Origin of the sequence: Paenibacillus sp. J23TS9 (assembly GCF_018403225.1) — a bacterium.
Lineage (GTDB): Bacteria > Bacillota > Bacilli > Paenibacillales > Paenibacillaceae > Paenibacillus_AQ.
The window spans coordinates 55,170-76,155 of record NZ_BOSG01000002.1; the positions used below are offsets into that span (position 1 = coordinate 55,170).

At 49.6% G+C, this 20,986-nt stretch carries 22 protein-coding genes; 9 read left to right on the forward strand and 13 right to left on the reverse strand.

From position 1 onward, the window contains the following. Window positions 1–14: 14 nt before the first annotated feature. From KJS65_RS15805 to KJS65_RS15820, 4 genes are all read right to left on the reverse strand, one after another. Window positions 15–995 (reverse strand): hypothetical protein, encoded by a 981-nt coding sequence (locus KJS65_RS15805; protein ID WP_213650881.1) that lies wholly within the window; start codon window positions 993–995, stop codon window positions 15–17. Between the two features lie 20 nt (window positions 996–1,015). Then, window positions 1,016–2,005, reverse strand: coding sequence for a BtrH N-terminal domain-containing protein (locus KJS65_RS15810; protein ID WP_244864629.1), 990 nt, complete (start codon window positions 2,003–2,005; stop codon window positions 1,016–1,018). Further along, the gene (locus KJS65_RS15815; protein ID WP_213650883.1) at window positions 2,002–2,928 is read right to left on the reverse strand and encodes a helix-turn-helix transcriptional regulator; all 927 of its coding nucleotides are present in this window, start codon (window positions 2,926–2,928) and stop codon (window positions 2,002–2,004) included. Before KJS65_RS15815 ends, KJS65_RS15810 begins: the two co-directional genes overlap by 4 nt. Before the next feature lie 135 nt (window positions 2,929–3,063). Further along, a complete protein-coding gene (locus KJS65_RS15820) occupies window positions 3,064–3,264 on the reverse strand; it encodes a hypothetical protein (protein ID WP_213650884.1) in 201 nt (66 codons plus the stop codon). 294 nt (window positions 3,265–3,558) lie between these two features. On the opposite strand from KJS65_RS15820, the gene KJS65_RS15825 reads away from it, so the two are divergent. The 5 genes from KJS65_RS15825 (at window position 3,559) to KJS65_RS15845 (ending at window position 9,223) form a co-directional block, all read left to right on the forward strand. Then, the gene (locus KJS65_RS15825) at window positions 3,559–3,699 is read left to right on the forward strand and encodes a hypothetical protein (protein ID WP_213650885.1); all 141 of its coding nucleotides are present in this window, start codon (window positions 3,559–3,561) and stop codon (window positions 3,697–3,699) included. Window positions 3,700–3,908: 209 nt separating this feature from the next. Beyond that, the gene (locus KJS65_RS15830) at window positions 3,909–4,307 is read left to right on the forward strand and encodes a GntR family transcriptional regulator (protein ID WP_213650886.1); all 399 of its coding nucleotides are present in this window, start codon (window positions 3,909–3,911) and stop codon (window positions 4,305–4,307) included. Next, window positions 4,307–5,401 carry a DUF1648 domain-containing protein gene (locus KJS65_RS15835; protein ID WP_213650887.1) on the forward strand — a complete coding sequence of 365 codons (1,095 nt, stop codon included), beginning with the start codon at window positions 4,307–4,309 and terminating at the stop codon, window positions 5,399–5,401. Before KJS65_RS15830 ends, KJS65_RS15835 begins: the two co-directional genes overlap by 1 nt. A gap of 79 nt (window positions 5,402–5,480) precedes the next feature. Beyond that, the gene (locus KJS65_RS15840; protein WP_213650888.1) at window positions 5,481–7,115 is read left to right on the forward strand and encodes an alpha/beta fold hydrolase; all 1,635 of its coding nucleotides are present in this window, start codon (window positions 5,481–5,483) and stop codon (window positions 7,113–7,115) included. A 116-nt stretch (window positions 7,116–7,231) separates the two neighbouring features. After that, a complete protein-coding gene (locus tag KJS65_RS15845; protein ID WP_213650889.1) occupies window positions 7,232–9,223 on the forward strand; it encodes an alpha/beta hydrolase family protein in 1,992 nt (663 codons plus the stop codon). A 113-nt stretch (window positions 9,224–9,336) separates the two neighbouring features. Here the strand turns inward: KJS65_RS15845 and KJS65_RS15850 are convergent, their stop codons facing one another. After that, entirely contained in the window at window positions 9,337–10,077 is a 741-nt protein-coding gene (locus KJS65_RS15850) for an IclR family transcriptional regulator (RefSeq protein WP_213650890.1), read from the reverse strand. Window positions 10,078–10,345: 268 nt separating this feature from the next. Here KJS65_RS15850 and KJS65_RS15855 point away from each other — a divergent pair, with 268 nt between their 5' ends. Beyond that, the gene (locus KJS65_RS15855) at window positions 10,346–11,377 is read left to right on the forward strand and encodes an alpha/beta hydrolase (RefSeq protein WP_213650891.1); all 1,032 of its coding nucleotides are present in this window, start codon (window positions 10,346–10,348) and stop codon (window positions 11,375–11,377) included. 71 nt (window positions 11,378–11,448) lie between these two features. On the opposite strand, the gene folE is transcribed toward KJS65_RS15855, so the two are convergent. From folE to KJS65_RS15885, 6 genes are all read right to left on the reverse strand, one after another. Then, window positions 11,449–12,042 (reverse strand): GTP cyclohydrolase I FolE, encoded by a 594-nt coding sequence (gene folE, locus KJS65_RS15860; RefSeq protein WP_213650892.1) that lies wholly within the window; start codon window positions 12,040–12,042, stop codon window positions 11,449–11,451. Window positions 12,043–12,095: 53 nt separating this feature from the next. Then, window positions 12,096–12,335 (reverse strand): YneF family protein, encoded by a 240-nt coding sequence (locus tag KJS65_RS15865; RefSeq protein WP_136608871.1) that lies wholly within the window; start codon window positions 12,333–12,335, stop codon window positions 12,096–12,098. A 93-nt stretch (window positions 12,336–12,428) separates the two neighbouring features. Beyond that, window positions 12,429–13,463, reverse strand: a complete 1,035-nt coding sequence (locus tag KJS65_RS15870; protein WP_213650893.1) for an HD-GYP domain-containing protein — start codon at window positions 13,461–13,463, stop codon at window positions 12,429–12,431. Window positions 13,464–13,519: 56 nt separating this feature from the next. Beyond that, window positions 13,520–15,286 (reverse strand): tRNA epoxyqueuosine(34) reductase QueG, encoded by a 1,767-nt coding sequence (gene queG, locus KJS65_RS15875; RefSeq protein WP_213651347.1) that lies wholly within the window; start codon window positions 15,284–15,286, stop codon window positions 13,520–13,522. A 46-nt stretch (window positions 15,287–15,332) separates the two neighbouring features. Continuing rightward, complete coding sequence (gene lepB / locus KJS65_RS15880) at window positions 15,333–15,938, reverse strand: signal peptidase I (protein WP_213650894.1); 606 nt, start codon at window positions 15,936–15,938, stop codon at window positions 15,333–15,335. Window positions 15,939–16,166: 228 nt separating this feature from the next. After that, window positions 16,167–16,595, reverse strand: a complete 429-nt coding sequence (locus KJS65_RS15885) for a GNAT family N-acetyltransferase (protein WP_213650895.1) — start codon at window positions 16,593–16,595, stop codon at window positions 16,167–16,169. Between the two features lie 545 nt (window positions 16,596–17,140). Between KJS65_RS15885 and KJS65_RS15890 the strand changes: the two genes are divergently transcribed. Further along, on the forward strand, window positions 17,141–17,758 hold the full coding sequence (locus tag KJS65_RS15890; RefSeq protein WP_213650896.1) for a superoxide dismutase: 618 nt from the start codon (window positions 17,141–17,143) through the stop codon (window positions 17,756–17,758). Window positions 17,759–17,837: 79 nt separating this feature from the next. On the opposite strand, the gene mutY is transcribed toward KJS65_RS15890, so the two are convergent. Together mutY and acpS are read right to left on the reverse strand one after the other, a co-directional pair. Further along, a complete protein-coding gene (gene mutY, locus KJS65_RS15895; protein WP_213650897.1) occupies window positions 17,838–18,998 on the reverse strand; it encodes an A/G-specific adenine glycosylase in 1,161 nt (386 codons plus the stop codon). Between the two features lie 38 nt (window positions 18,999–19,036). Then, window positions 19,037–19,435 carry a holo-ACP synthase gene (acpS, locus tag KJS65_RS15900; protein ID WP_213650898.1) on the reverse strand — a complete coding sequence of 133 codons (399 nt, stop codon included), beginning with the start codon at window positions 19,433–19,435 and terminating at the stop codon, window positions 19,037–19,039. Window positions 19,436–19,628: 193 nt separating this feature from the next. Between acpS and KJS65_RS15905 the strand changes: the two genes are divergently transcribed. Together KJS65_RS15905 and KJS65_RS15910 are read left to right on the forward strand one after the other, a co-directional pair. Next, entirely contained in the window at window positions 19,629–20,189 is a 561-nt protein-coding gene (locus tag KJS65_RS15905) for a PadR family transcriptional regulator (RefSeq protein ID WP_213650899.1), read from the forward strand. After that, a complete protein-coding gene (locus KJS65_RS15910) occupies window positions 20,158–20,946 on the forward strand; it encodes a CPBP family intramembrane glutamic endopeptidase (protein ID WP_213650900.1) in 789 nt (262 codons plus the stop codon). The genes KJS65_RS15905 and KJS65_RS15910 overlap by 32 nt, the downstream gene beginning before the upstream one ends. The last annotated feature ends 40 nt before the right edge of the window (window positions 20,947–20,986 follow it).

The window sequence follows — 20,986 nt, forward strand, 5'->3', positions numbered from 1 at the left end:
TTTTTGTTGTCTGTCTATCGCAAGCCAATGTTATCAAAACGGTTGTCGATCCGCTCTTGCATAAACGTTTTGATGTGGTCGATTGCCCGTTGCTCCGCACGCTGCGCTCCATCAAACAAGTGAACAAGACTTTGGATACGCAGCTCATCTGTTAATTCCGTTAAGCATCCATGCTCGGTCATCATCTCTGCCACCGCATGAAAAGAAATCGCTGCCTCACGGTAAGCTTCCGCTGCAGCACCAAGCTCAGGCCAGAAGGATTGCAAAATATCCATATACTCACTGATATCCCCCTTGGCAGCTGCATAACACCGGAAAGTTTCATAAGCCTGACGCGGCTCGAAGTCATGGTTTATTAATGCCTGCTTGATGGCTTCATAGGCTTCCGACCCGCAGGCATATTCGATTTCAGGCAGCATGATATCATGCGTTTCCCACTTGTATACAGCCTGCACGAGCGATTCCTTATATACTTCAACGGGGTCCAGCTTAATCCGCCCTTCAAATACCTGGTAGTACCAGTAAGGAGAACGGTTGATTCCAAACTCTCCATACGGTATCCGCTGCGTACCAAGACCGGCACCATCATCATAATAAAGCATTCCCTCATCATCATCATAGCCAGTGGCAATCACGAAACGTTCCTTCCAGAATACCGCTCCGATCCCCCGATCAATCGAAGCCTTCACATCGAATAACGCCTGATTTTGATACAACGGAAAGGTTGGTTGAAATGAAAAACCTGCAGATTGTGAAGCCGTCACACCTACAAAATCCGCAGCAAGGAAATTTTCAGCCATCCAGTTGTATGCGGTTGCCGATTCAGAGGTTAGCCGCCGATTGACCACGAACCGGAAGCCGGTTACGGTCATTCCGGACAATACCGCCTTGGAATACGACGTTAACCCTGAATAAGCCAGAACTGCATGCATTGCGTCGATATAGGATCTGGAATCGATTGTCATGTGCAATCCCCTAAGCAGCATTTTCCCCATATCTTCTCCCCCTATTTGCCTTACCTTGCGGAACTAAGCCCCCACCGGGGAACCGTTGAACGGTTCAAATCCGGATACCGTCCCGAAATACTACGAAAAGTACGCATCGCATGCTCCTCCAATTCTTTAGCCTCTGTCAGCATTTCAACCAGAGAAGGGATATCGCTGCGGTTAATTGCTCTGTTCTCGGAACCACAGCTGATCCATGACTCCAAGCCTGTGGATAAATCTGCAAGTTGTTCATACATCATGAGCGCTTCTTCCAATTCAGGAAAAAACAATCTTGCTTCACGCAAAAATAGCATGATCTCCCTTCTGGAGCCCCGGTATGTATCTAAAATATAAACCGCCCCATACGCATCATAATCTCCTTGCTCCAGCGCCTGGATCAAATACGAGTAGGCCATTCTCCCGGAAGCAATGCTGCGATCCGGTAACACTGAATAAGGAGCTTCCCAGTCATCCAGTGCCATACGGATTGCTTCAAGCACCATATCTTCGGCCGGAATCTTCACCTTTCCCCCAAAAATCTGCGCATACCAAAAAGGCGTGAAATTCAGCCCGAAATTATCATACAGCACAATCCCGCTTTCCCCGGAGCTACCATCCTGCACATAAAAAATTCGATCATCATCATCGTAACCGTAAATGACTCCGAATTCAGGAATCCAGTAAATCGCTCCGATTCCTTGGTCAAGGCTCGATTTAATCCATTGAACAGCATCCTGTTGATAGCTCTGAAAAGTAGGATGCCTTGTCCGGCCTGCATCCGTTACCGTAAATACCCCTAGGCTGTCGGCAGCGCGTTTATGAACCGTCCCCCATTGTCCGTATGCCGTAACGGAGTGCGGCCGCAGCCGTTCGTGTACCGTGAATATAAAGGCCATACCGCTCAGTGCGGAGAGCATATACTTAGGCCCCGTAAATAGCCCTGCTGCAGTAAGAATCGCATACATACTATCTGTAAAAGTCTTCGATTCTCTTTTCATGACCAGATCATGAAGAATCACGTTAGACAAGACGGCTCCTCCTCTCCATTTAAGCATCTCAATACCTGCTCACACCGAGCCTGCAGCTTTACCTTCAGCCATCTGGGCGAATCCAGCCTCCGCCATGGTTCATGCAGAAGCTGCTGCATGAACGAATCGGCGTCATAAAATTCAATATCATAAAGAAGCTCGCCCGCAGGCCGTGCAGGATATCCATTCCATGTGTTTCCTTGAAGTCCTGTATCCAGCTTGAGTCTTGCCGTAAAAGGCTTTATGGCTGGAAGTCCAGGATGCTCACAGGTACCCTCCGGCTCTTCTGCTGCATCGAAAACATGGGCAGTCACATGCAAGCTCACAATGCTGTCCAGCCTGAAGAGCTGCTGCCTGCTACCGTCTGTACTGTTGCAGGCTGCGACATAATCGGCATTATATTTGGAAACCAGCTGCACCGGACAAATATCCAGACGGCTTTCCTGGGCCTCATGCCTGTAGTGGATATGTACGATCCTCTTGTGTGAAATGGCAAACGAGAGCTGTCCGCTGTATTGAATCAGGCGTGGATTCGCCTCAAATACCGGCAGGCGGTTTAGCGTTTCCGGTTTTTCCTCTCCTGTAAACCTGCTGAGCAGATGCGCGACCCGTTGAACACTGGATGGGTGATCACTGCTGAACTGGCCGTATTTCCGCGCCAAAAACTTCAGTACTTCCTTCTCTTCTTCCGTCATATATAAATGCGGCAGCACATATGTTTTATCTTCGTAGCAGTAACCGCGGTGCTTGGCTATGTAGAGAAGCGGAGCCCGCAGGGAGACCGCCAGGTACTCGATATCCCGCTGCGCCTGCCTCCTGGATATTTCAAACTGGAGGGCAATATCCTTGCTGCTCGGATAATGCCCTTCCCTGATCCGCTGGTCAAACCAGTGAATTCTATGCATGTTGCTCATATGTCGGCCGCCCTCCTATCGTACTTGGAACCCTGCAGCTTCTATTGAAGCATCTGCAGGCCTTGGGATTCAAGCCATTTTTTTACACCCGATACTTACCAGCTCATGCTGGAACTTGGCTCCGGTACCGGACCTTCAGTCTTTACCATAAACTGTCGCAGCATCGACTCTCTCTTGAACGGCATTAAAACATTTCTTGCATACCTTGAGCGATGAACCGTCCGTAGTGGTACGCGTATACAGCAGCTTGATCCGTTTACTGTCACAAACGGGACATGTTCCTCGGCCTCTGGATGGGAGACTCCAGAGAATACGTCCTCTTTTGGTTTTTGCCATTGTTTTTTCAACCTCATTTCAATAATTGTTCCTGGTTACATGACCATTATATGGCATGCGGTATGACATAAAGTGTCGTAGCAATATCCTTTTTTCCGGAGCTGGATCTTCGGTCCTATACTCATCCATCAGCCCTAAAATCACATGACCATTCTCCCAAAATCCAGATATTCCGTTTAAGAAAAGAATGAGGCGGGTAAAGAAAATAAGAGCCGATCAACAAGATCACGCTACTGCATACATAAGCTTTAAGGACGAAGAATTAGAGGACCTGCAAGAGGAGGAGAGAAATTGATGAACGTTCCGCAAATGATGCCCTTTCACCATGCCTATCCAAGACCCCAGGTCACTGCAGTGCAGAAGAAGGATAACTCCATCGATAAGCCATTGACCTTCAAAGAGGTTCTTACGGAGAAATTAAATCAAAAGCGTTAACGAAAAGATGAAGCGCACATATCCCTCCTTATGAGTGGCCCCCCTTCCACCCATAAGATTCATATTGTAAAAGAGCGTCTGCATTTGGCAGTCGCTCTTTTTTTATGTACGCGCATCTTTTGTCTATTTACATGATATCGTTCTATCTGTTATATTTGTAGTATAACAGATCAATCATTAAAATTTATTGCTGAAAGAAGGACCGTCCTATGATCATCCGTCTGGATATGCAGTCAGATCTCCCCATATATACGCAGCTGATGAACCAGATAATTGAAGGCATTGCCGGCGGTGAACTCAAGCCGGGAGAAGACCTGCCCTCCGTGCGGAGCCTGGCTTCGGATATCGGCGTCAACCTGCATACCATTAACAAGGCTTACACATTGCTGAAGCAGGAAGGTTTTATTCAAATACACCGGCAAAAAGGAGTCGTTGTTAATCCGGAGGGCATGCCTGGCATAACCCCCGAGTATGAACAAAAGCAGGCCGAACAGCTCAGACCGATGATCGCTGAGTCCATCTGCCGGAGCATGGACAAAGAGCGCCTGCTCCAAATCGTAGAATCGCTTTATGATGACATTTTACACGGTGAAAAGGAGAATGCGTAATGTTCTGGATATCCGCTTTAATGACTGTTGTCATGTTCATCCCCATCTCCATCACAATGATTGCCATGCCATTTCTCAGCAGGGAAACGGTTAGCTTCGGCATATCGGTCAGCGAGGAGATGTACCACAGTCCGCAGCTCCGCCAGATGCGGAAGCAATACGCCTGGATCAGCGGCATCCTCTATACCCTGCTGCTTCTGGCATGCCTGCTCGTCCTGCTGGGAACTGACGAAAAAGGCCTGGCATACGTCCTGTCGTCATATATCACTGTAGTGATCGTTTGTTCCGCAGTTATCAATCTGACATATTATCTGAAGATGAAAAAAGTGAAATCATCCTTGCCTCCGGCCACATTGAAAACTGGCAAAATTGCGATTGATACGAAATTCCGCAGCCGCAAAATGACGATTTCAAACAAATGGTATGTGCTTCATCTTGGCGTTATGCTGATCAGTACCATTCTGGCGCTCGTATATTACGACCGTTTCCCTGCCAATCTTCCCATGAAGTTCGATTGGCAGGGTGAGGTGACCCGTTCCGCCGCCAAGTCCATCCGGACCGTGCTGGGACCCAACCTGATGCAGCTGGTCATGATTGCCCTCTTTATATTCATCAACCGGATGATTCTCAAAAGCAAACAGCAGATCAATCCGGATCACCCGGAACAATCGGTTCAGCGGAATGCCGTCTTCCGTCTCAGATGGTCCATGTTCTGCGCAGTGGCCGCCATGATGATGGTGCTTCTGCTTTCGTTTGTCCAGCTGAATATGATATTTGAACTGCATGCAAGCATCGTATTGCTAGTTACGCTGCTGATGCCCTCTCTGATCGTCGTTATGGCTTTGATCCTCTCCTTTACCACAGGCCAGGGAGGCCGTCGCATCGGGCATCCATTGAGTACGGGCACCTCCGCCTTCGGCGATGACCGCTTCTGGAAGCTGGGCTTCATCTATTTTAATCCCGGTGACCCGGCCCTGTTTGTAGAAAAACGGATGGGGATCGGCTGGACAGTGAACTTCGCCCGTCCTACGGCCTGGATGGTATTTGTAATTACGTTGCTTGTGATCACTGCCGTTGGCTTTTTTGCAGGGTAATATACTTTCCCTGAAGTGAAGTTGCAGGATAGGAAAAATAAAAGAGACCTTAAACGTCTCTCGAGGAGGATTTTATATCATGAAAAAGCCTTCAAAAATCAACAAGGCGGCAGCTGCTTCTCTCGTTCTTGCCCTCTCCATACCAGCAGTTGCTGCAGCTTCGGACTCCCAGGAGGAAACATCCTATACCCCCGTACGTGACATTGCCGAAAAGCTTAATGTACAGATTCAGTGGGATCAGTCTGCTCATACCATCACGCTGAATAAGGGCGACCAGACACTGGTTATTACTCCGGGCGGGAATCAAGGCGTACTCAACGGCAAAACCGTACAGGTAGGCGGCTCCGTCCGCCTCGTTGCTGGAAGAACATTGGTCCCCGCGGCTTTTCTACCCGGCATATTTGGGGAAGCCTCAGCCAGCAGTGGCAGCTTGAGTGATTCACCCGATTCAGATAACAAGGCAGATTCCTTCTTCAAGGAGCTCCAAGCCGGCAATGGCACGAAAGCCGCTGATGATATGAGCCCTACGCTCAAAAAAGCCCTGCCGGTGCAAGCTCTGAATATGCTGTGGAGCAATTATGAGCAGTTGTACGGCAAAGCTGAATCTGGCAAGACTCTCAAAACGGAACAAGACAACGCAGTTCATCATAACGTAAACTACTCCGTGCAAATGGGCCAGATCCCTCTGAACATCACACTCCGGCTGAGCACCAGCGGATTGGTGGATGATATGCTTATCACCCCTGCCAGCGCCGCAGGATACCAAAAGCCTGCGTATGACAATCCTGCAGTCTATACCGAACAAGAGATACGTATTGGAACTGGGGACCTCGCACTGCCAGGTACCCTGACCTTGCCTCTAGGCGATGGTCCGTTCCCTGCGGTCGTCCTTGTTCACGGTTCCGGCCCTCAGGACCGCGACAGCTCTATCGGAGCCGCCAAGCCGCTCCGAGATTTGGCCGTTGGCCTGGCTGCAAAAGGGATTGCAGTCCTGCGCTATGACAAGGTGACGTATGAGCATACGTTTAAGATCGCAGGTGATCCCAAGTTAACGCTGAAAAAGGAAACCGTGAACGACGCCATATCCGCAGTCAAACTGCTGAAACAATCACTGAAGATAGACGCGGAGCATGTCTTTGTTGCCGGTCACAGCCAAGGCGGCTTTGTCATGCCGCTAATTATCGATGCCGATCAGGATCATGATATTGCCGGCGCCATTCTGCTCTCCGGCCCGGGTTCGAGTTTTACGGATACCCTGATCGAACAGCAGCAGGAGCTGGTGGCACGCATCAAAGAATTGGGCCAGGACACGACTCCATATGAACAGCAGGCAGCTGTCTGGACCGGCATTGCCAATCTTGTTAATGATCCGCAGTATACGGTGGACCATATGCCTGAGAATTTCCCGCTCTCCCCTGCCTACTGGTGGTTTGAGCAGAAGAACTACAAGCCAACCGCTCTCGCACAAAAGCAGCATACACCGATGCTGATCCTTCAGGGAGAAAATGACTGGCAGGTAACAATGAAACAATTTACACAGTGGGAAAGCGCTCTGAAAGACCGCAGCGGCGTCGAATTCAAATCTTATCCGCATATGAACCATCTGCTTGCAAACTATGATGGTATTTCTACCGGAGCAGAATATGTGAAGCCCTCCAATGTATCTTCTGAACTCATCTCTGATATTGCCGCCTGGATTCAGAAGCGTAAATAAAGAATAAATAACGCTTTATACCCCCGGCTTCATCCGCTCGGGATGGATTTACCATCCAGTCTCTGGGATAATGAACACAAGCTATTGTTTATTTTTTCTATGGGAGGTCTATTTCAATGAGTGAAAAACGCGTGATGACAGCCGAGGATCTGCATCGTATGCAATGGGTTAGTGACCCGGCAGTTTCTCCTGAAAACGGTGCGACTGCGTACATACTCAAATCAGTCAACACCAAGCATGGCGGATATATAACCCAGATCCGTCTGATTCATCCGGATGGCAGCGGTGATGTTCCATTTACCGCAGGTGAGCAGGATGGAACCCCGCAGTGGTCTCCGGACGGTTCGCACCTCGCTTTTCTCCGTAAAAAGGGTGACGCTCGCCAAGTATGGCTGCTGCCTGCACATGGTGGTGAAGCACAGGCCGTTACCGAGCTTAAACACGGCGTAAGCGCATACAAGTGGTCGCCTGATGGAACAGCCCTGCTGCTTAAGGCGGAAGCGCCTGATGAAATAGAAGAGACAAACGCAGCCAAAGATGAACCAAAACTGCCTGAAGAGAAAATTATCGACCGTATCCGCTATAAAGCTGACGGAACCGGCCTGATGGGCAGCCGCAGAACTCATTTATTCGTTTTTGATATCGCGGCAAAAAGCAGCAAACAGATTACTTCGGGAGCATTTGATGTCGGCTCCTTCGCTTGGTCGCCTGACGGTGCCCAAATTGCTTATACAGCGGAGCTTCCTACCGAGGATATTACCGACCCTGATCTTAGACCAACGAACGATTTGTACGTTACCGACCGCGAAGGCAGCGCAGCCCGCCAGCTTACAGACGGTAAAATCAGCATCGGATATGTCGGCTACACACCTGACGGCCAGTCTATTCTGATGCTCGCTGACGATATGTCCTGCGGTTATGCCACACTGACCCGCATCTATCTCATTCCGGCCGTTGGCGGCGAATACCGAGCCCTCTACACGGATCTGGACATTCAGATCGGCCACAGCTGCGTCAGCGACATGCGCTCCGGTGCCGGAACACCGCCTGTATACAGCCAGGATAAACAGTCCGTTTATATCCAGGTCAGCCAAAATGGCCGTGTGGAAATCGCTCGCTTTGCCCTGAATGGCTCGGACTTTGAGATCATTGCCGGCGGTGACCGCGAAATCTACCAATTCGCCCTGACGCCAAATGGCGGTTTAATATTCGCAGCAGCTGATCCGTTGCATCCAGGGGATCTGTTCCGGATGGAGCTGGCCAGCGGTACGGAAACCCGCCTGACCGAGTGCAATCAAGAGCTTTGGAGCGAGCTTGAGCTCAGCGAGCCGGAGGAGTTCCAATTCCGGGCTGGCGACGGCTGGCCGATGCAGGGATGGATCATGAAGCCAACCGGCTTCCAGGAAGGCTCCAAGGTCCCTGGCGTTCTCGAAATCCACGGCGGTCCGCAGGTCATGTACGGTCATACGTTCATGCATGAATTCCAGCTGCTTGCCGCAGCGGGCTTTGCTGTATTCTATACGAATCCGCGCGGCGGACACGGCTACGGCCAGGACCATGTCAACACGGTTCGTGGAGACTACGGCGGACGCGATTATCAGGATCTAATGGATTTCACGGACTATGTGCTGGAAACCTACACGTATGTGGACGGCTCCCGTCTGGGCGTAACCGGGGGCAGCTACGGCGGCTTTATGACCAACTGGATCGTTGGACATACGGACCGCTTCCAGGCTGCTGTCACTCAGCGTTCTATCTCGAATTGGCTTTCGTTCTACGGCGTAAGCGATATCGGATATCACTTCACCGAGGATCAAATCTGGGGTAACGCATGGGATGATCTTGAAAAGCTGTGGAAGCATTCACCTCTGGCCTATGTGAAAAATGTAAACACACCGCTCCTCATTCTCCATGGCGAGCAGGACATGCGCTGTCCTATTGAGCAGGGTGAGCAAATGTTTGTTGCCTTGAAGCGGCTCGGTAAGAAAACTCAATTGATCCGCTTCCCGGGCGCAGACCATAATCTGTCCAGAAGCGGCAACCCTCATCTTCGCACCAGACGCCTCAGTCATATCGTGCGCTGGTTTGAAGAAAATATTGAAAGATAGTTCTGGCTCCAGACAGTATGCGGGGAGACCACCTCGTTTCTTTGCAGTGCACCGAGTATGTTGAAAATAAAGCCCGCTAAGCCGTACTTCACGGCTTAGCGGGCTTCATTCGTTTATATCATCATGCCCATCTCACGGGCAGCTTCCTTCAGCACAGGCGCAAATTCATGGAGCGTATCGGTTGAAATCCGCCCGACAGGCCCGGATACGGACAAAGCAGCAGCGACAACCCCGCTTCTGTTCACGATTGGCACGGCCACCGCGGCCGCGCCCGGTTCACGCTCCTCAAAGCTCGTAGCGTAGCCCTGTTCACGAATCTCCTCCAGCATCTGGAGATATGCATCCGGGTCAGACATATCCGGCCACTCGGGATCCTGAAACAGCTCCTGCTGGTCCTCCTGTGTGGCAAAGGCTACCAGCACCTTGCTGGATGCGCCTACATACAAGGGAAGTCTTGCTCCGACCTGAGCCACACGACGGATCGCCTGGTTGCTCTGAACTGCCTGAATCCGCAGACGGTCCTTTCCGTCCCGCAAATACAGGCTCACTGTCTCTCCAAGCCGGTCACGCAGTCGTTCCATCGCCGGAAGGAGCAGCACGGCAGGATCATCGCTCTTGGACAGATGAGTCGACAACTCCCAGACTTTCAGACCCAAGCGGTACTTTTCCGTTGCCGCATCCCGGATCACGAAACCTCTCTCTTCAAGCGTCGTCATCAGACGATGCACCGTGCTTTTATGAAGGTGGATCTGCCCGGCAATTTCAGTCAGTCCAAGCTCACTGTTCCTGGTAAAACACATCAATATATCAAGTGCGCGCTCGACGGCGCGTACGGTCAATTTGCGGTCTTCCATTCCTTGCTCCCGCCCCTCCTAATGTTTCACCACATGAAACATGGTTACAATAATTATAAGAAATTCAGCGTCTAAAGTCTACTTTTTCGCAAAATCTGTTCATATAGAGAAGGCTAAACCAGCCCTCTATTACAATTCAATAACAAATAGGCCAGGCTGATTGACTTTAGGCGTCCCACAGCATAGGATATAGAGTAAAATTTTATCTGTTTCCCATTCGTTGCTTAGAAGCTAAACTATAATAGTAATCCTTAAAGGAGGGGCAAGCATGAACATGGCAACACGAAATGACGCCCAAATATCTCGCCCCCTGACTGAAACACCCATACCGCTGACTCCGCGGCTCATACGCGTTAAGCATATACTGGTAGCTTTACTGCTATCGGTTCTGTTCTTTCTGATCTTCTGTTTCATCGCGCTGCATGCGTATATCGCCTGGGTGCTCTCAAATCCGACAGTGGCTCCGCTCTATTCCAATCCGATGCAAGCCAAGCATATGTCTTATGAGAATGTCACTTTCCCCGCGCTTGACGGTAGTCGGATGATTCAGGGCTGGTACATTCCCTCTGCCGGGTCAAAGAAAACGATTGTATTCAGTCATGGATATGGTGCCAATCGTGAGGAAACATGGATTCCGATGTATGATTTGGCCCATTATGCCCACCGGATGAATTTCAACGTAATCATGTTTGATTACGGGTTTGCATCACAGAACAGCAAGGCGGTGGCCACGGGCGGCAAGGTGGAGTCACAGCAGCTGCTCGGAGCGATTGAGCTGGCCAAAAAGCGGGGCGCTAAACAGATTGTGGTATGGGGATTCTCCATGGGAGCAGGCACAGCTCTTCAAGCTGGACTGCAGACGAAAGATGTCGACGCAATGATTCTGGACAGCAGCTTCCTGCTGGAACCGGATACGCTGTATCATAATATCAAAAACCAAATCGATTTGCCGCGGCATCCGTCGCTCGAAATATTAGAGCTGCTATTTCCCGTGCTGAACGGAACCAGCCTGCATCAAATTCCGTATCAGCAGGTCAAAAAGGAGGATTATCCATTCCCGATCTTTTTTGTGCATGGTACAGAGGATGAAAAGGCTCCTTACCCAATCGCTGAAAAATTGGCAGCTAACCAGACGAATCCCTACTCCGATGTATGGATTGTCAAAGGCAGCCACCATGAACTTATTTTCCGCGAGCATCCCCGTGAGTATCTGCGCCGAGTTTCAACCTTTCTGGGCAACGTGAAGCTGGCGGAACAGAAGGACATTGATAATGCGCCGTTGGTGAAAAGCAAACCGTGATTCGGGACACAAAAAAGAGGCATCCCTGGAGGGTTGATATCAACCCTCCAGGGATGCCTCTTCTATACCGATCAACCTTTAATTAAAGACAGAAATTCAGCTCTGGACGCAGGATCCTCGCGGAAAATGCCTCGTACTCCGGAAGTTACCGTTTTGCTTCCCGGCTTCTTCACACCACGGGCGCACATGCACAGATGCTCACCCTCCACAACAACCATAACACCGTGAGGCTCCAGAACGTCGACCATAATGTCGGCGATTTGCGATGTAATTCGCTCCTGAACCTGCAAACGGCGGGTCACTGCTTCGACCAGACGAGCCAGCTTGCTGAGACCGGCAATTTTGCCGCTTGGGATGTAGCCGATATGGACCTTACCGAAGAAAGGCGCCATATGATGTTCGCATTGGCTGTAATAAACGATATCCTTGACAATAACCAGCTCTTCATGATTTTCATCAAAGGTAACGCCCAGTACATCCCTTGGGTCCACCTCATATCCCGCAAAAATTTCCTCATACATCCGGGCAACACGCGCAGGAGTTTCCAGAAGTCCTTCCCGCTGCGTATCCTCTCCGATCAATTTCAATATCTGCTCTATATGATGCTCGACTTGTTCACGATTTTGCTGAACCTTGGTATTTGCGTAATCTTTAACGCCAGCCACGGCACGTCCTCCTCTCGTGACCTACTGATTTCTATTATTGAAATATCCTTACCTTACTTGCGTTTGCCGCCGCCTTGCCCTTTTTTACCCGTATTCTGCTGGTTTTTCATCATTTGCTGGGCTTTTTGCATTTGGCGACCATTCAAATTATACCCCATCTGTTTGGCCATTTTTTGCAGCATTTGTGGATCACTTTGCATTTTCTCCATTTGCTTGCGCAAATAAAACACGCCGATAAAAAAACCGCCGATTAAGCCGACAATCAGCGTAACCACAGGAATGACATATTGCATTTTCCGCCACCTCATATTTATAGATCAATACTTTGTGTGCTTAGCAACACGAAACTATCATAGCATGTACCCGTGTGGCTAGCAAATGGATTTCTACATTAAAACAGCCTCTATAAAAACGGTAGTTTCCTGCGCCAAATCCAGCTCCTTGACGTCAAGATGGCTTGCCTCGCCGCGTACGATTCTTACCACCGGACGGCCCGGAAGACCGCGATGCTGATTCACAACAACGCCCGTTTCTTTGGTTGACAGCCGGACGGCAGCTCCGTTGGGATAGATCGAAACCATCCGGTTGAACTGTATCAATACCTCGTAATCCAGCTGCTTCTCCGACATGGCCATCATTTCCTCACAGGCCTCATGCGGCAGCAGGTTTTTTGATTTCGGAAGTAACGGATGGATCAGCCGGTCATACGTGTCCGCGGCCGATACGATTTTGGCATACAGATGAATCTCATCACCTGTCAGTCCACGCGGAAGGCCCAAGCCATCGATCCGTTCGTGATGCTGCAAGGCCACATGGGCAACCAAGAGACTAAAATCTCTTTTATTCTTAAGCTTTTCGAACCCTCTCCACGTATGATGGGATTTGAGTCCGGGTAAAATATCATCTTCTTCACTCATGCCGCTTTTCCCGATATCATGCATCAGCGCACCTGTTGCAAGTTCCTTCAGCTGCTGGTAATTAAGCCCCATATTGATACCCATCACAGCAGACAGCAGACAAACATTCATCGCATGAATGTACTCACTGTTGTCTGTCGTCCGTATATCAGTCAGCTGAACCAGCATTTCCTTGTTGCTCATCACATCTTCCAAAAGACTCTCTACACTGCTTCCAATCAATTGGATGTTCCAGTCCTTTCCGGAACGCACCACCTCAAAAGCGTTGTACATCTCTTGAATGATCCCCTGCTTGGTCGCCTCGCTGAGCATGTCATCCGTATCCACATCGTCAAACAGCGGATCCTGAATATATACCATCGTGACGCCAATCCGGTTTAATGTGTTGATCATGTACACCGTCAGCTGGACGCCTGCAGACAAGAGCACAGTACCGTTGCCGGAATATATGGTTTTGCCTAAGAATTGTCCGGGCTCTACGTTGTCAATGCTTATATACCTCATGATTCTTCCCCCGATTTTCAGCGGCTGATGCGAAAGCCGGACAGCTCTTCACCGCTTTACTCTTCAATCCGCGTATTTCTTTCGGGAAGTGAACCCTCCAGGCTCAGAAGCAGGCGCTTGGTTTCAAGACCTCCACGGAAGCCTGTCAGGCTTCCGTCGCTTTCAAGTACCCGGTGGCAGGGAATGATGACCGGAACCGGATTTTTATTAATGGCTCCGGCGACCGCTCTGATGGCTTTCGGTCTCTTGATCTCTTCCGCTACAACTCCGTAAGAACGGATCTCTCCATATGGAATATCGGCAAGAGTCGTCCAAACCTGAAGCTGAAAAGGTGTTCCGCGCAAATCCAGCGCCAGATCAAACTCCGTGCGCTGCCCGGCGAAGTATTCTCCGAGCTGCCGTTTGGCCTCAGCAAGACGACCGTCGTCATGTTCGAATTCACCACCGCCGCACCAGGTGCGGGACCATTTTTGCAGGACAGCTTCCTTCACGCTAAAGCTGCCGAACTCGATCAGGCAGAGCCCTTTATCTGTGGAGCATAATGTTAACGGTCCAATCTTGGACTGCATTTCATCGTAATAAATCGTTTCCGGCTCTCCGCTGAGAGTAGGTGAAAATCCTGGTGCTTCGCTTACCGTTTCTGCTGTGTTCGCTTTCGTTTGCGATTGAAGTTGTTCCTTCGCTTCCCCGAGCATTTCTCTGACCTTCTCGTCCTGCTCTTCAGCTATGGCTTTATTCATGATGTTCAATGCCTCTTCGCCTCCTATGCGTCCCAGCGACCAGGCTGCGGTTCCCCGCAGCTCCGGCCGTGGGTCTTTCAGCAGTACCTCACCCAGTTTGGGCACCGCAGATGTATCCTTGTAATTTCCGAGCGCAATCACCGCATTGCGCTGGATTGGTTTTCTGCCCCGCCATGCGGCGGCGCTTTCCCCGAACTTCTCCTTAAATTCACGGTTGCTTAGATCCAGAATCGGCAGCAGAAGCGGTCTGTCCTTATCCGGGTCTGGCAGTAAATCCTCATGATGCGTCCAGTGCTTCCCCTTATTTTTCGGACAGATCACCTGACAGGTATCGCAGCCGTACAAACGGTTGCCGATCTTGCGCATAATCTCATCCGTAAGGAAGCCTTTCGTCTGCGTCAGGAAGGAGATACAGCGCTGGGCATTCAGCTGCCCGGGTCCTACCAGAGCCCCTGTTGGACAAGCGTCAATGCATAGCGTACAGTCCCCGCAATCCTCCGTCACCGGCGTATCTGGAGGAAAAGGAATATTCGTTACCATTTCCCCAAGAAAGATCCAGGAGCCCCATTTCGGAGAAATGATGCAGCAGTTTTTTCCGCTAAAGCCGATACCGGCACGTTCCGCAACAGCCCGGTCTACAAGCGCGCCTGTATCCACCATGCTCTCCAGCACAGCCTCAGGCACCCTCTCCCGGATAAAAGCCTCCAGCTTGCCCATCGCCTCGCGCAGTACCTGATGATAGTCCTTGCCCCATGATGAGCGCGACAAAACGCCCCGATACTTGCCCGGCTCATTTTTGGGAGCATCAGTCATTTTGGAAGAATAGGCGACAGCGATAGATATGAGAGAGGCGGGCTCCGCGGAAGGTAGTGCGGGGGTAACACGTTTATCCAGATCAGGTTCTTCAAAGCCGGACTCATAACCGAGTTCACGGTGATTTTGCAATATGGCTTTCAATGATACAAAGGGATCTGCGGAGGCAAAGCCGATTTCGTCAATGCCAAAACTCGCCGTAGCCTCTTTAATTTCACGCTTCAGCTGCTCCCAAGGGGAAGTCGGAGGAGCATAAGCGGAGTTTTTCATGTTTGTCAAAAAGCTCGCGCCTCCTTTTCAGCCTTGATAACGTTTGTTATAAGCCTTTAATCTGGGATACCGGCCAGAAAATGAATTCTGCCCTGCCGACAATAGCTTTGGCGGTAACACTGCCAAAAGAGCGGCTGTCCTTGCTGGCGCCCGCATGCCGGTTATCTCCCATTACAAAGTAGTGATCCTTGTCCAACTTGAGCGGTCCAAAATCCGGATCTTGGATCTCCACTTCCGTATAAGGCTCGACCTGCATCTGACCGTTCACATAGAGCTTGTGATCCTTCACTTCGACAATATCACCGGGAATGCCGATAACCCGTTTGACCAGAAATTCCTTTTTATCCGGTCCATCGCTCGGATCGCGCAGCACAACAATTTCGCCCCTGCTGGGCGATTTGAAATCATACACGATTTTATCAATAAACAGCCTTTCCTTCTCGTACAGCGTTGGCTGCATGGATTGCCCCTTGACCATCGACAGATTGAAGACAAATAAATTAAGCAGCATCATGATTACAAAAGCGATGACGATCGTTTTAGCCCAGTCCCACACCTCGGAGGAAAGACTGCGCTGTTTCGGCTCGGTCACCGGCTTGTCTGCCGGAAGTGTCCCCGAGCGTCCGGGTTCATGCTGTTGAACTTGATTCATCCTACACCTCATTTATAAAAAAATCCCCTTATATACAGAAAAGCATATCTTTCGCAGTTTTGCAACGGCAGTAAAGATATGCTCAATATAGAAAATATTGTTTTTTGACAATAATGATAGCTTGTCCATCTTAGAAGTTTCTATGATTTTGTATGTGTTCATTTGATTGAGACCGGCAAGAAGTTTATAATTTGTATCAACTTGGGTCCATTTGTTACTGCATACGTATTAGTGCTGGGGACTAATAATACTAAGCTTTTGAAAGGCTTCCAAAATCTTGTTAGCGCCGTAGCCCATCGCTTCGTAAAGCGGCAGAGCGGCTTTGTTATGCTCATCTCCGGCAATCATAATACGGCTCACCTTGCGAACCTGGAAACGCTGTTCCATAGCCGCGACCAATGCTTTGCCAATTCCTTGGCGGCGGTAGTCGGGATGAACGGCAATCCTGTAGTAACAGCCGTGGTTGTGCTCGATCGTTCCGATCAAGGCCCCCACAATTTCATCGTCTTCCTCTGCAACCATAATCAATTCCGAATCCCAGGAAAGCTGCCTGGAGAACGGTCCCATCGTATTCCGGTAACACTCTTCGGACAAGGCAACCTGCATCAACTCAGTGACACTGGAACAATCACTTAACTGAAAGGAACGAACATGCATGTCTTAAATCTCCCTTTTTCGTCAGCTTGTTTGGATCCTTGGAAGATCAAGCTCCCCTTAAAATATAAGAAATTATATGCTTCGAAAAGTTCTCATCCTTATATCGCAAGGAAAACTTCCGCTTTAAGCGGTCTGTCTTCTGCGAAAGCTCGTCGCTAGACGCTCTCATTATAATCCAGAATAAATATTACGACAAAAACCGTTAAATTCCTTCTTTATCATTCATTAAACCATAGTTTTCTTTAAAAAACACGCATTTTCTTTTGAAAGCGCTTTATAGCAAGCGTTTTCATTGTAATATCAGTCAAATAACCATATAATGGTGATTTTTGGACGCATAAAAACTCGGGGAAAGGGTAATGGATAATACGGATTATGTAAGACCGTACAGACCTAGGTTGACTTTATAAACATAAATGTTGATTTAATTGAAAAAATACGGTTTAATTGTATTTGGATGCATTACTGCTACATAATCCGGTCAAAAAGGATGCTTTTGCCCAGCAAAAACTCCTTTAAAAAAACATTTACAGGAGGTATTTATCATGGCATTTCAATTACCAGCACTTCCTTACCCTAACAATGCGCTCGAGCCTCATATCGACGCACAGACAATGGAGATCCACCACGATCGTCACCATAACACGTATGTAACCAATTTGAATGCAGCTTTGGAAAGCGCTCCTGAACTGCAAAATAAAAGCCTCGACGAGCTTCTGTCGAACCTCGACAGCGTGCCTGAAGGCATCCGTACAGCCGTTCGCAACAACGGTGGCGGACATGCGAACCACTCCCTTTTCTGGGAAATCATCGGACCAAACGGCGGCGGCGCACCAAGCGGCCTGCTGGCACAAGCTATCGACAGTGATCTTGGCGGTCTCGATAAATTTAAAGAAGACTTCGCCAAAGCGGCTACTACCCGTTTCGGCAGCGGCTGGGCTTGGCTCGTTGTGAACAAAGACGGCAAGCTGGCTGTTACCAGCACACCTAACCAAGACAACCCAATCATGGACGGCCAAACTGCGGTTCTGGGCCTTGACGTATGGGAGCATGCTTACTACCTCAAATATCAAAACAAACGCCCTGATTACATCGCTGCTTTCTGGAACGTTGTAAACTGGGATGCTGTCAGCAAACGTTACCAGGGAATCGTTCAACCGTAAGGTGATTTTCTGAGCGTAAGGCTCGGCAGAACAAAGAGAACCGTCCATATTGGACGGTTCTTTTTTCATGTTCATGATCTTATTCAGCGGTCTGCTTCCCATTAAAGTACTCACGGATGATTTTTAGAAACACATTCGGGAAGGCATACCGGGCCATATCCTCTTCAAGAATCCAGCGATGGATGGGTCCATCATCCTTCACCTCATGCTCCAGTGTATAGACCGCCTTTGTCTCCGCCACTAAAGGAAGCTCCTCTTCACGGCAGCTGTAAACCTGCAGATTCCAATGAATATGGCTGAATGTATGCTCGGCATCCATCATATATCCCGTTGGTCTCGCTGTGATTCCTTCTTCCAGCAGCGCGCCTGCCAGGATATCCATCGCCGGTTCATCCGGCAGCCGGCCGCTTCGGCTTTGCGGAACCTGCACATGCGGAAGCTCCCACATCCGGGCCAGCAGGCCTTCTTGCGGACGCTGGCGGATCAGTACTTTGCCCGCATGCTCTCCCGATCCTTCCACCAGAGCCACCACCCGAAATTCAGGACGCGGCGGCTTTGCTTTGGTCTTCACCGGCAGCGATTCCTCGACTCCTTCGAGCCGGGCGGAACAGTGCTCCATTACCGGGCAAGTCAGGCAGTGCGGCGATTTCGGCGTGCACACCAGCGCTCCAAGCTCCATCAGCGCCTGATTGAAATCGGAAGCGCGGCCCTCAGGGATAAGCTCTACGACCAGCCCCTCCATAAATGACCGGGTACTTCCCTTCATGATGTCTTCTTCAATCAGAAAGTAGCGTGACAATACCCGCATGACATTGCCGTCCACCGCCGGCTCAGGCTTGTTGAATGCGATGCTCAGCACTGCCCCAGCCGTATATGGGCCAACCCCCTTCAAGGCAAATACCGATTGCTTGTCATCCGGTACTTGTCCGCCATGAAGCTCCTTCACCTGTTTGGCCGCTGCCTGAAGATTTCGCGCACGTGAATAATATCCGAGGCCTTCCCAGCACTTCAGCACATCCTGCTCTGGTGCATCCGCCAAATCCTCGACGGTTGGGAACCTTTCAATAAATCGATGAAAATAAGGAATAACAGTATCCACACGTGTCTGCTGCAGCATGATTTCTGATACCCAAATATAGTATGGATTGCGGTGACGGCGCCACGGCAGATCTCTTTTATTACGCATATACCATTCCAGCAAATGCTGGCTAAAAAACTTTTTTTGCTCTGTTTGATTCATAAGGCTCTTTCAAATCCTTCCGGCTTTCTCTCTGTAAGCTATTTAACGATTCTTTCAATGACTGCAAACGCTGAAGCCAGCTCAGTCTGGTGAGATATGGTCAAATGTATAATATACTCCGGTTCACCTGGAAGCTTAAGGCGTTCCCATGCTCCCGAGCTTAGGACGGCAATGGGCCTGCCCAAGGAATCCGGCAAAATCTCCATGTCGCCAAAGCCGATGATACTGCCGATTCCGCAGCCGAAAGCCTTGGAAATCGATTCTTTGGCGGCAAAACGGCCGGCTACGAATTCAGTCAGCTTTCCGCCTCTTTTTCTGGCTTCCTCCCGCTCTTTCTCCGTGAGCACCCGTTCCATAAACCGATACCCGAGCTGCCCGCTCAACAGGAGCGAAAGCCGTTTGATTTCCAGCACATCATGCCCGATTCCGTGAATCAATGCACCACACCATCCTTCCAAACATTCAAACCTTATTGTAGCAGGAGAAATCCCGTGATGCGAGTGATGTCTATAATATTTCGATCTGGGATCGGAAGAAATATTTGTAAAAATAGTATTGACCATTTTATATTCATTCGTTATATTATACATCGAAACGATATATCAAATCGATACATACGAGGTGGATCCAATGCTTGAATACATCCTTTTAGGGCTGCTGATGGAAGGTAGCATGAGTGGCTATGACATGAAAAAGACCATCGACCTGTCCATCGGCATGTTTTACAAGGCCAGCTTTGGCAGTTTATACCCCGCGCTAAAACGCCTTACTGACAAGGCATGGGTATCCGTTACCGAAGAGGAAGACAGCAGCAAGAACAAAAAAATCTACTCCCTCCTGCCTGAAGGCAAGAACACCTTTATGGAATGGCTTGGTGCACCGCTTACGCTCAGCCGCAACGAATTTTTAGTAAGAGTCTTTTTTTACGATTATCTGGATGAAGCAGCCCGGATCCAACGCCTTACCGAATACCATCACAAGCTGAACCAGGAAATCGGCCGTCTGCAGGCAGTCGAGCAGATTGTTGCAGGTGAGCTGGCTGAGATTCCGGACCCGCAGAAGCATTACTACAGAGTATCGGTGTTATCGTACGGCAAGCGTTTTTTTCAGATGGAAAAAGAATATGTTGAGCAATTAATTAAAGGAGCTGATCTTAATCATGAAGGTACCGGCCACGCAAACAAACCTTAGCAAGATCCCATTTACGGAAAGGCGTCCCGTTTTAAGCGTTGTCATCATTGAGCTGCTTATCCTCGTTGCGATGTTCATCGCCGGAGCGTATGCCACCATCAAGGAATTGAGCTACACTGCGCCTGTTCTGATTGCCTTTATCCCGATTTCCATTGTGCTGATTCTTTATGTAACCTTGAAGAAGAGCTGGGGACGCTACGGCTTCCGGCCGCTCACCGAGATTCCCCGGCAGAACTGGATCTATTATCTACCGCTCGTGCTCACGCTGATTTGCATTGCTTTCAATGGATTTAGAAGCTTTACGCTTCAAGAAGCCCTGTTCTTTGTTTTCTTTACCCTGATGGTCGGTTTCGTGGAAGAAACGGTATACCGGGGACTGATCCTGCACATTCTTCTTCGGAAAAAGAGCATCACTGCCGCAATCGTCGCCTCCAGCCTGCTGTTCTCAGTCACGCATGTCCTTAACATACTGTCCGGACAAAGCGCCGAGGACACTATCGTACAGCTTGTCTACGCTCTGCTCACAGGTGCTGCCCTAGCCTTACTCATCGTTAAGAATAAAAATATCATTCCATTAATTATCTACCACTTTATACATAACTTGATCCAGTTTCTCGGCCAGGACGGCCGTTCTGTCTCCGTATGGGATTATGTCATCCTGGTGATCCTGCTTCTGCACTGCGTATGGCTGATCCTGAGCCTGAAAAAAGAGCCAGCATTGCCGCAGGTCTCCGGTTCTTCCAAAGGGATGGCCTAAACGCAAGGACTACCTTTCATTCTCTTGCAGACGCTGCGCG

What these genes read in the sequence shown, in the direction of transcription:
- queG (WP_213651347.1), bottom strand. Translation starts at nt 15,286, where the DNA reads ATGAAAAACTCCGCTTATGCTCCTCCGACTTCCCCTTGGGAGCAGCTG.
- KJS65_RS15815 (WP_213650883.1), bottom strand. Translation starts at nt 2,928, where the DNA reads ATGAGCAACATGCATAGAATTCACTGGTTTGACCAGCGGATCAGGGAA.
- KJS65_RS15840 (WP_213650888.1), top strand. Translation starts at nt 5,481, where the DNA reads ATGAAAAAGCCTTCAAAAATCAACAAGGCGGCAGCTGCTTCTCTCGTT.
- KJS65_RS15865 (WP_136608871.1), bottom strand. Translation starts at nt 12,335, where the DNA reads ATGCAATATGTCATTCCTGTGGTTACGCTGATTGTCGGCTTAATCGGC.
- mutY (WP_213650897.1), bottom strand. Translation starts at nt 18,998, where the DNA reads ATGAATCAAACAGAGCAAAAAAAGTTTTTTAGCCAGCATTTGCTGGAA.
- KJS65_RS15850 (WP_213650890.1), bottom strand. Translation starts at nt 10,077, where the DNA reads ATGGAAGACCGCAAATTGACCGTACGCGCCGTCGAGCGCGCACTTGAT.
- KJS65_RS15910 (WP_213650900.1), top strand. Translation starts at nt 20,158, where the DNA reads ATGAAGGTACCGGCCACGCAAACAAACCTTAGCAAGATCCCATTTACG.
- KJS65_RS15885 (WP_213650895.1), bottom strand. Translation starts at nt 16,595, where the DNA reads ATGCATGTTCGTTCCTTTCAGTTAAGTGATTGTTCCAGTGTCACTGAG.
- KJS65_RS15905 (WP_213650899.1), top strand. Translation starts at nt 19,629, where the DNA reads ATGCTTGAATACATCCTTTTAGGGCTGCTGATGGAAGGTAGCATGAGT.
- KJS65_RS15870 (WP_213650893.1), bottom strand. Translation starts at nt 13,463, where the DNA reads ATGAGGTATATAAGCATTGACAACGTAGAGCCCGGACAATTCTTAGGC.
- lepB (WP_213650894.1), bottom strand. Translation starts at nt 15,938, where the DNA reads ATGAATCAAGTTCAACAGCATGAACCCGGACGCTCGGGGACACTTCCG.
- KJS65_RS15845 (WP_213650889.1), top strand. Translation starts at nt 7,232, where the DNA reads ATGAGTGAAAAACGCGTGATGACAGCCGAGGATCTGCATCGTATGCAA.
- KJS65_RS15855 (WP_213650891.1), top strand. Translation starts at nt 10,346, where the DNA reads ATGAACATGGCAACACGAAATGACGCCCAAATATCTCGCCCCCTGACT.
- KJS65_RS15820 (WP_213650884.1), bottom strand. Translation starts at nt 3,264, where the DNA reads ATGGCAAAAACCAAAAGAGGACGTATTCTCTGGAGTCTCCCATCCAGA.
- KJS65_RS15835 (WP_213650887.1), top strand. Translation starts at nt 4,307, where the DNA reads ATGTTCTGGATATCCGCTTTAATGACTGTTGTCATGTTCATCCCCATC.
- KJS65_RS15825 (WP_213650885.1), top strand. Translation starts at nt 3,559, where the DNA reads ATGAACGTTCCGCAAATGATGCCCTTTCACCATGCCTATCCAAGACCC.
- KJS65_RS15890 (WP_213650896.1), top strand. Translation starts at nt 17,141, where the DNA reads ATGGCATTTCAATTACCAGCACTTCCTTACCCTAACAATGCGCTCGAG.
- KJS65_RS15805 (WP_213650881.1), bottom strand. Translation starts at nt 995, where the DNA reads ATGGGGAAAATGCTGCTTAGGGGATTGCACATGACAATCGATTCCAGA.
- KJS65_RS15830 (WP_213650886.1), top strand. Translation starts at nt 3,909, where the DNA reads ATGATCATCCGTCTGGATATGCAGTCAGATCTCCCCATATATACGCAG.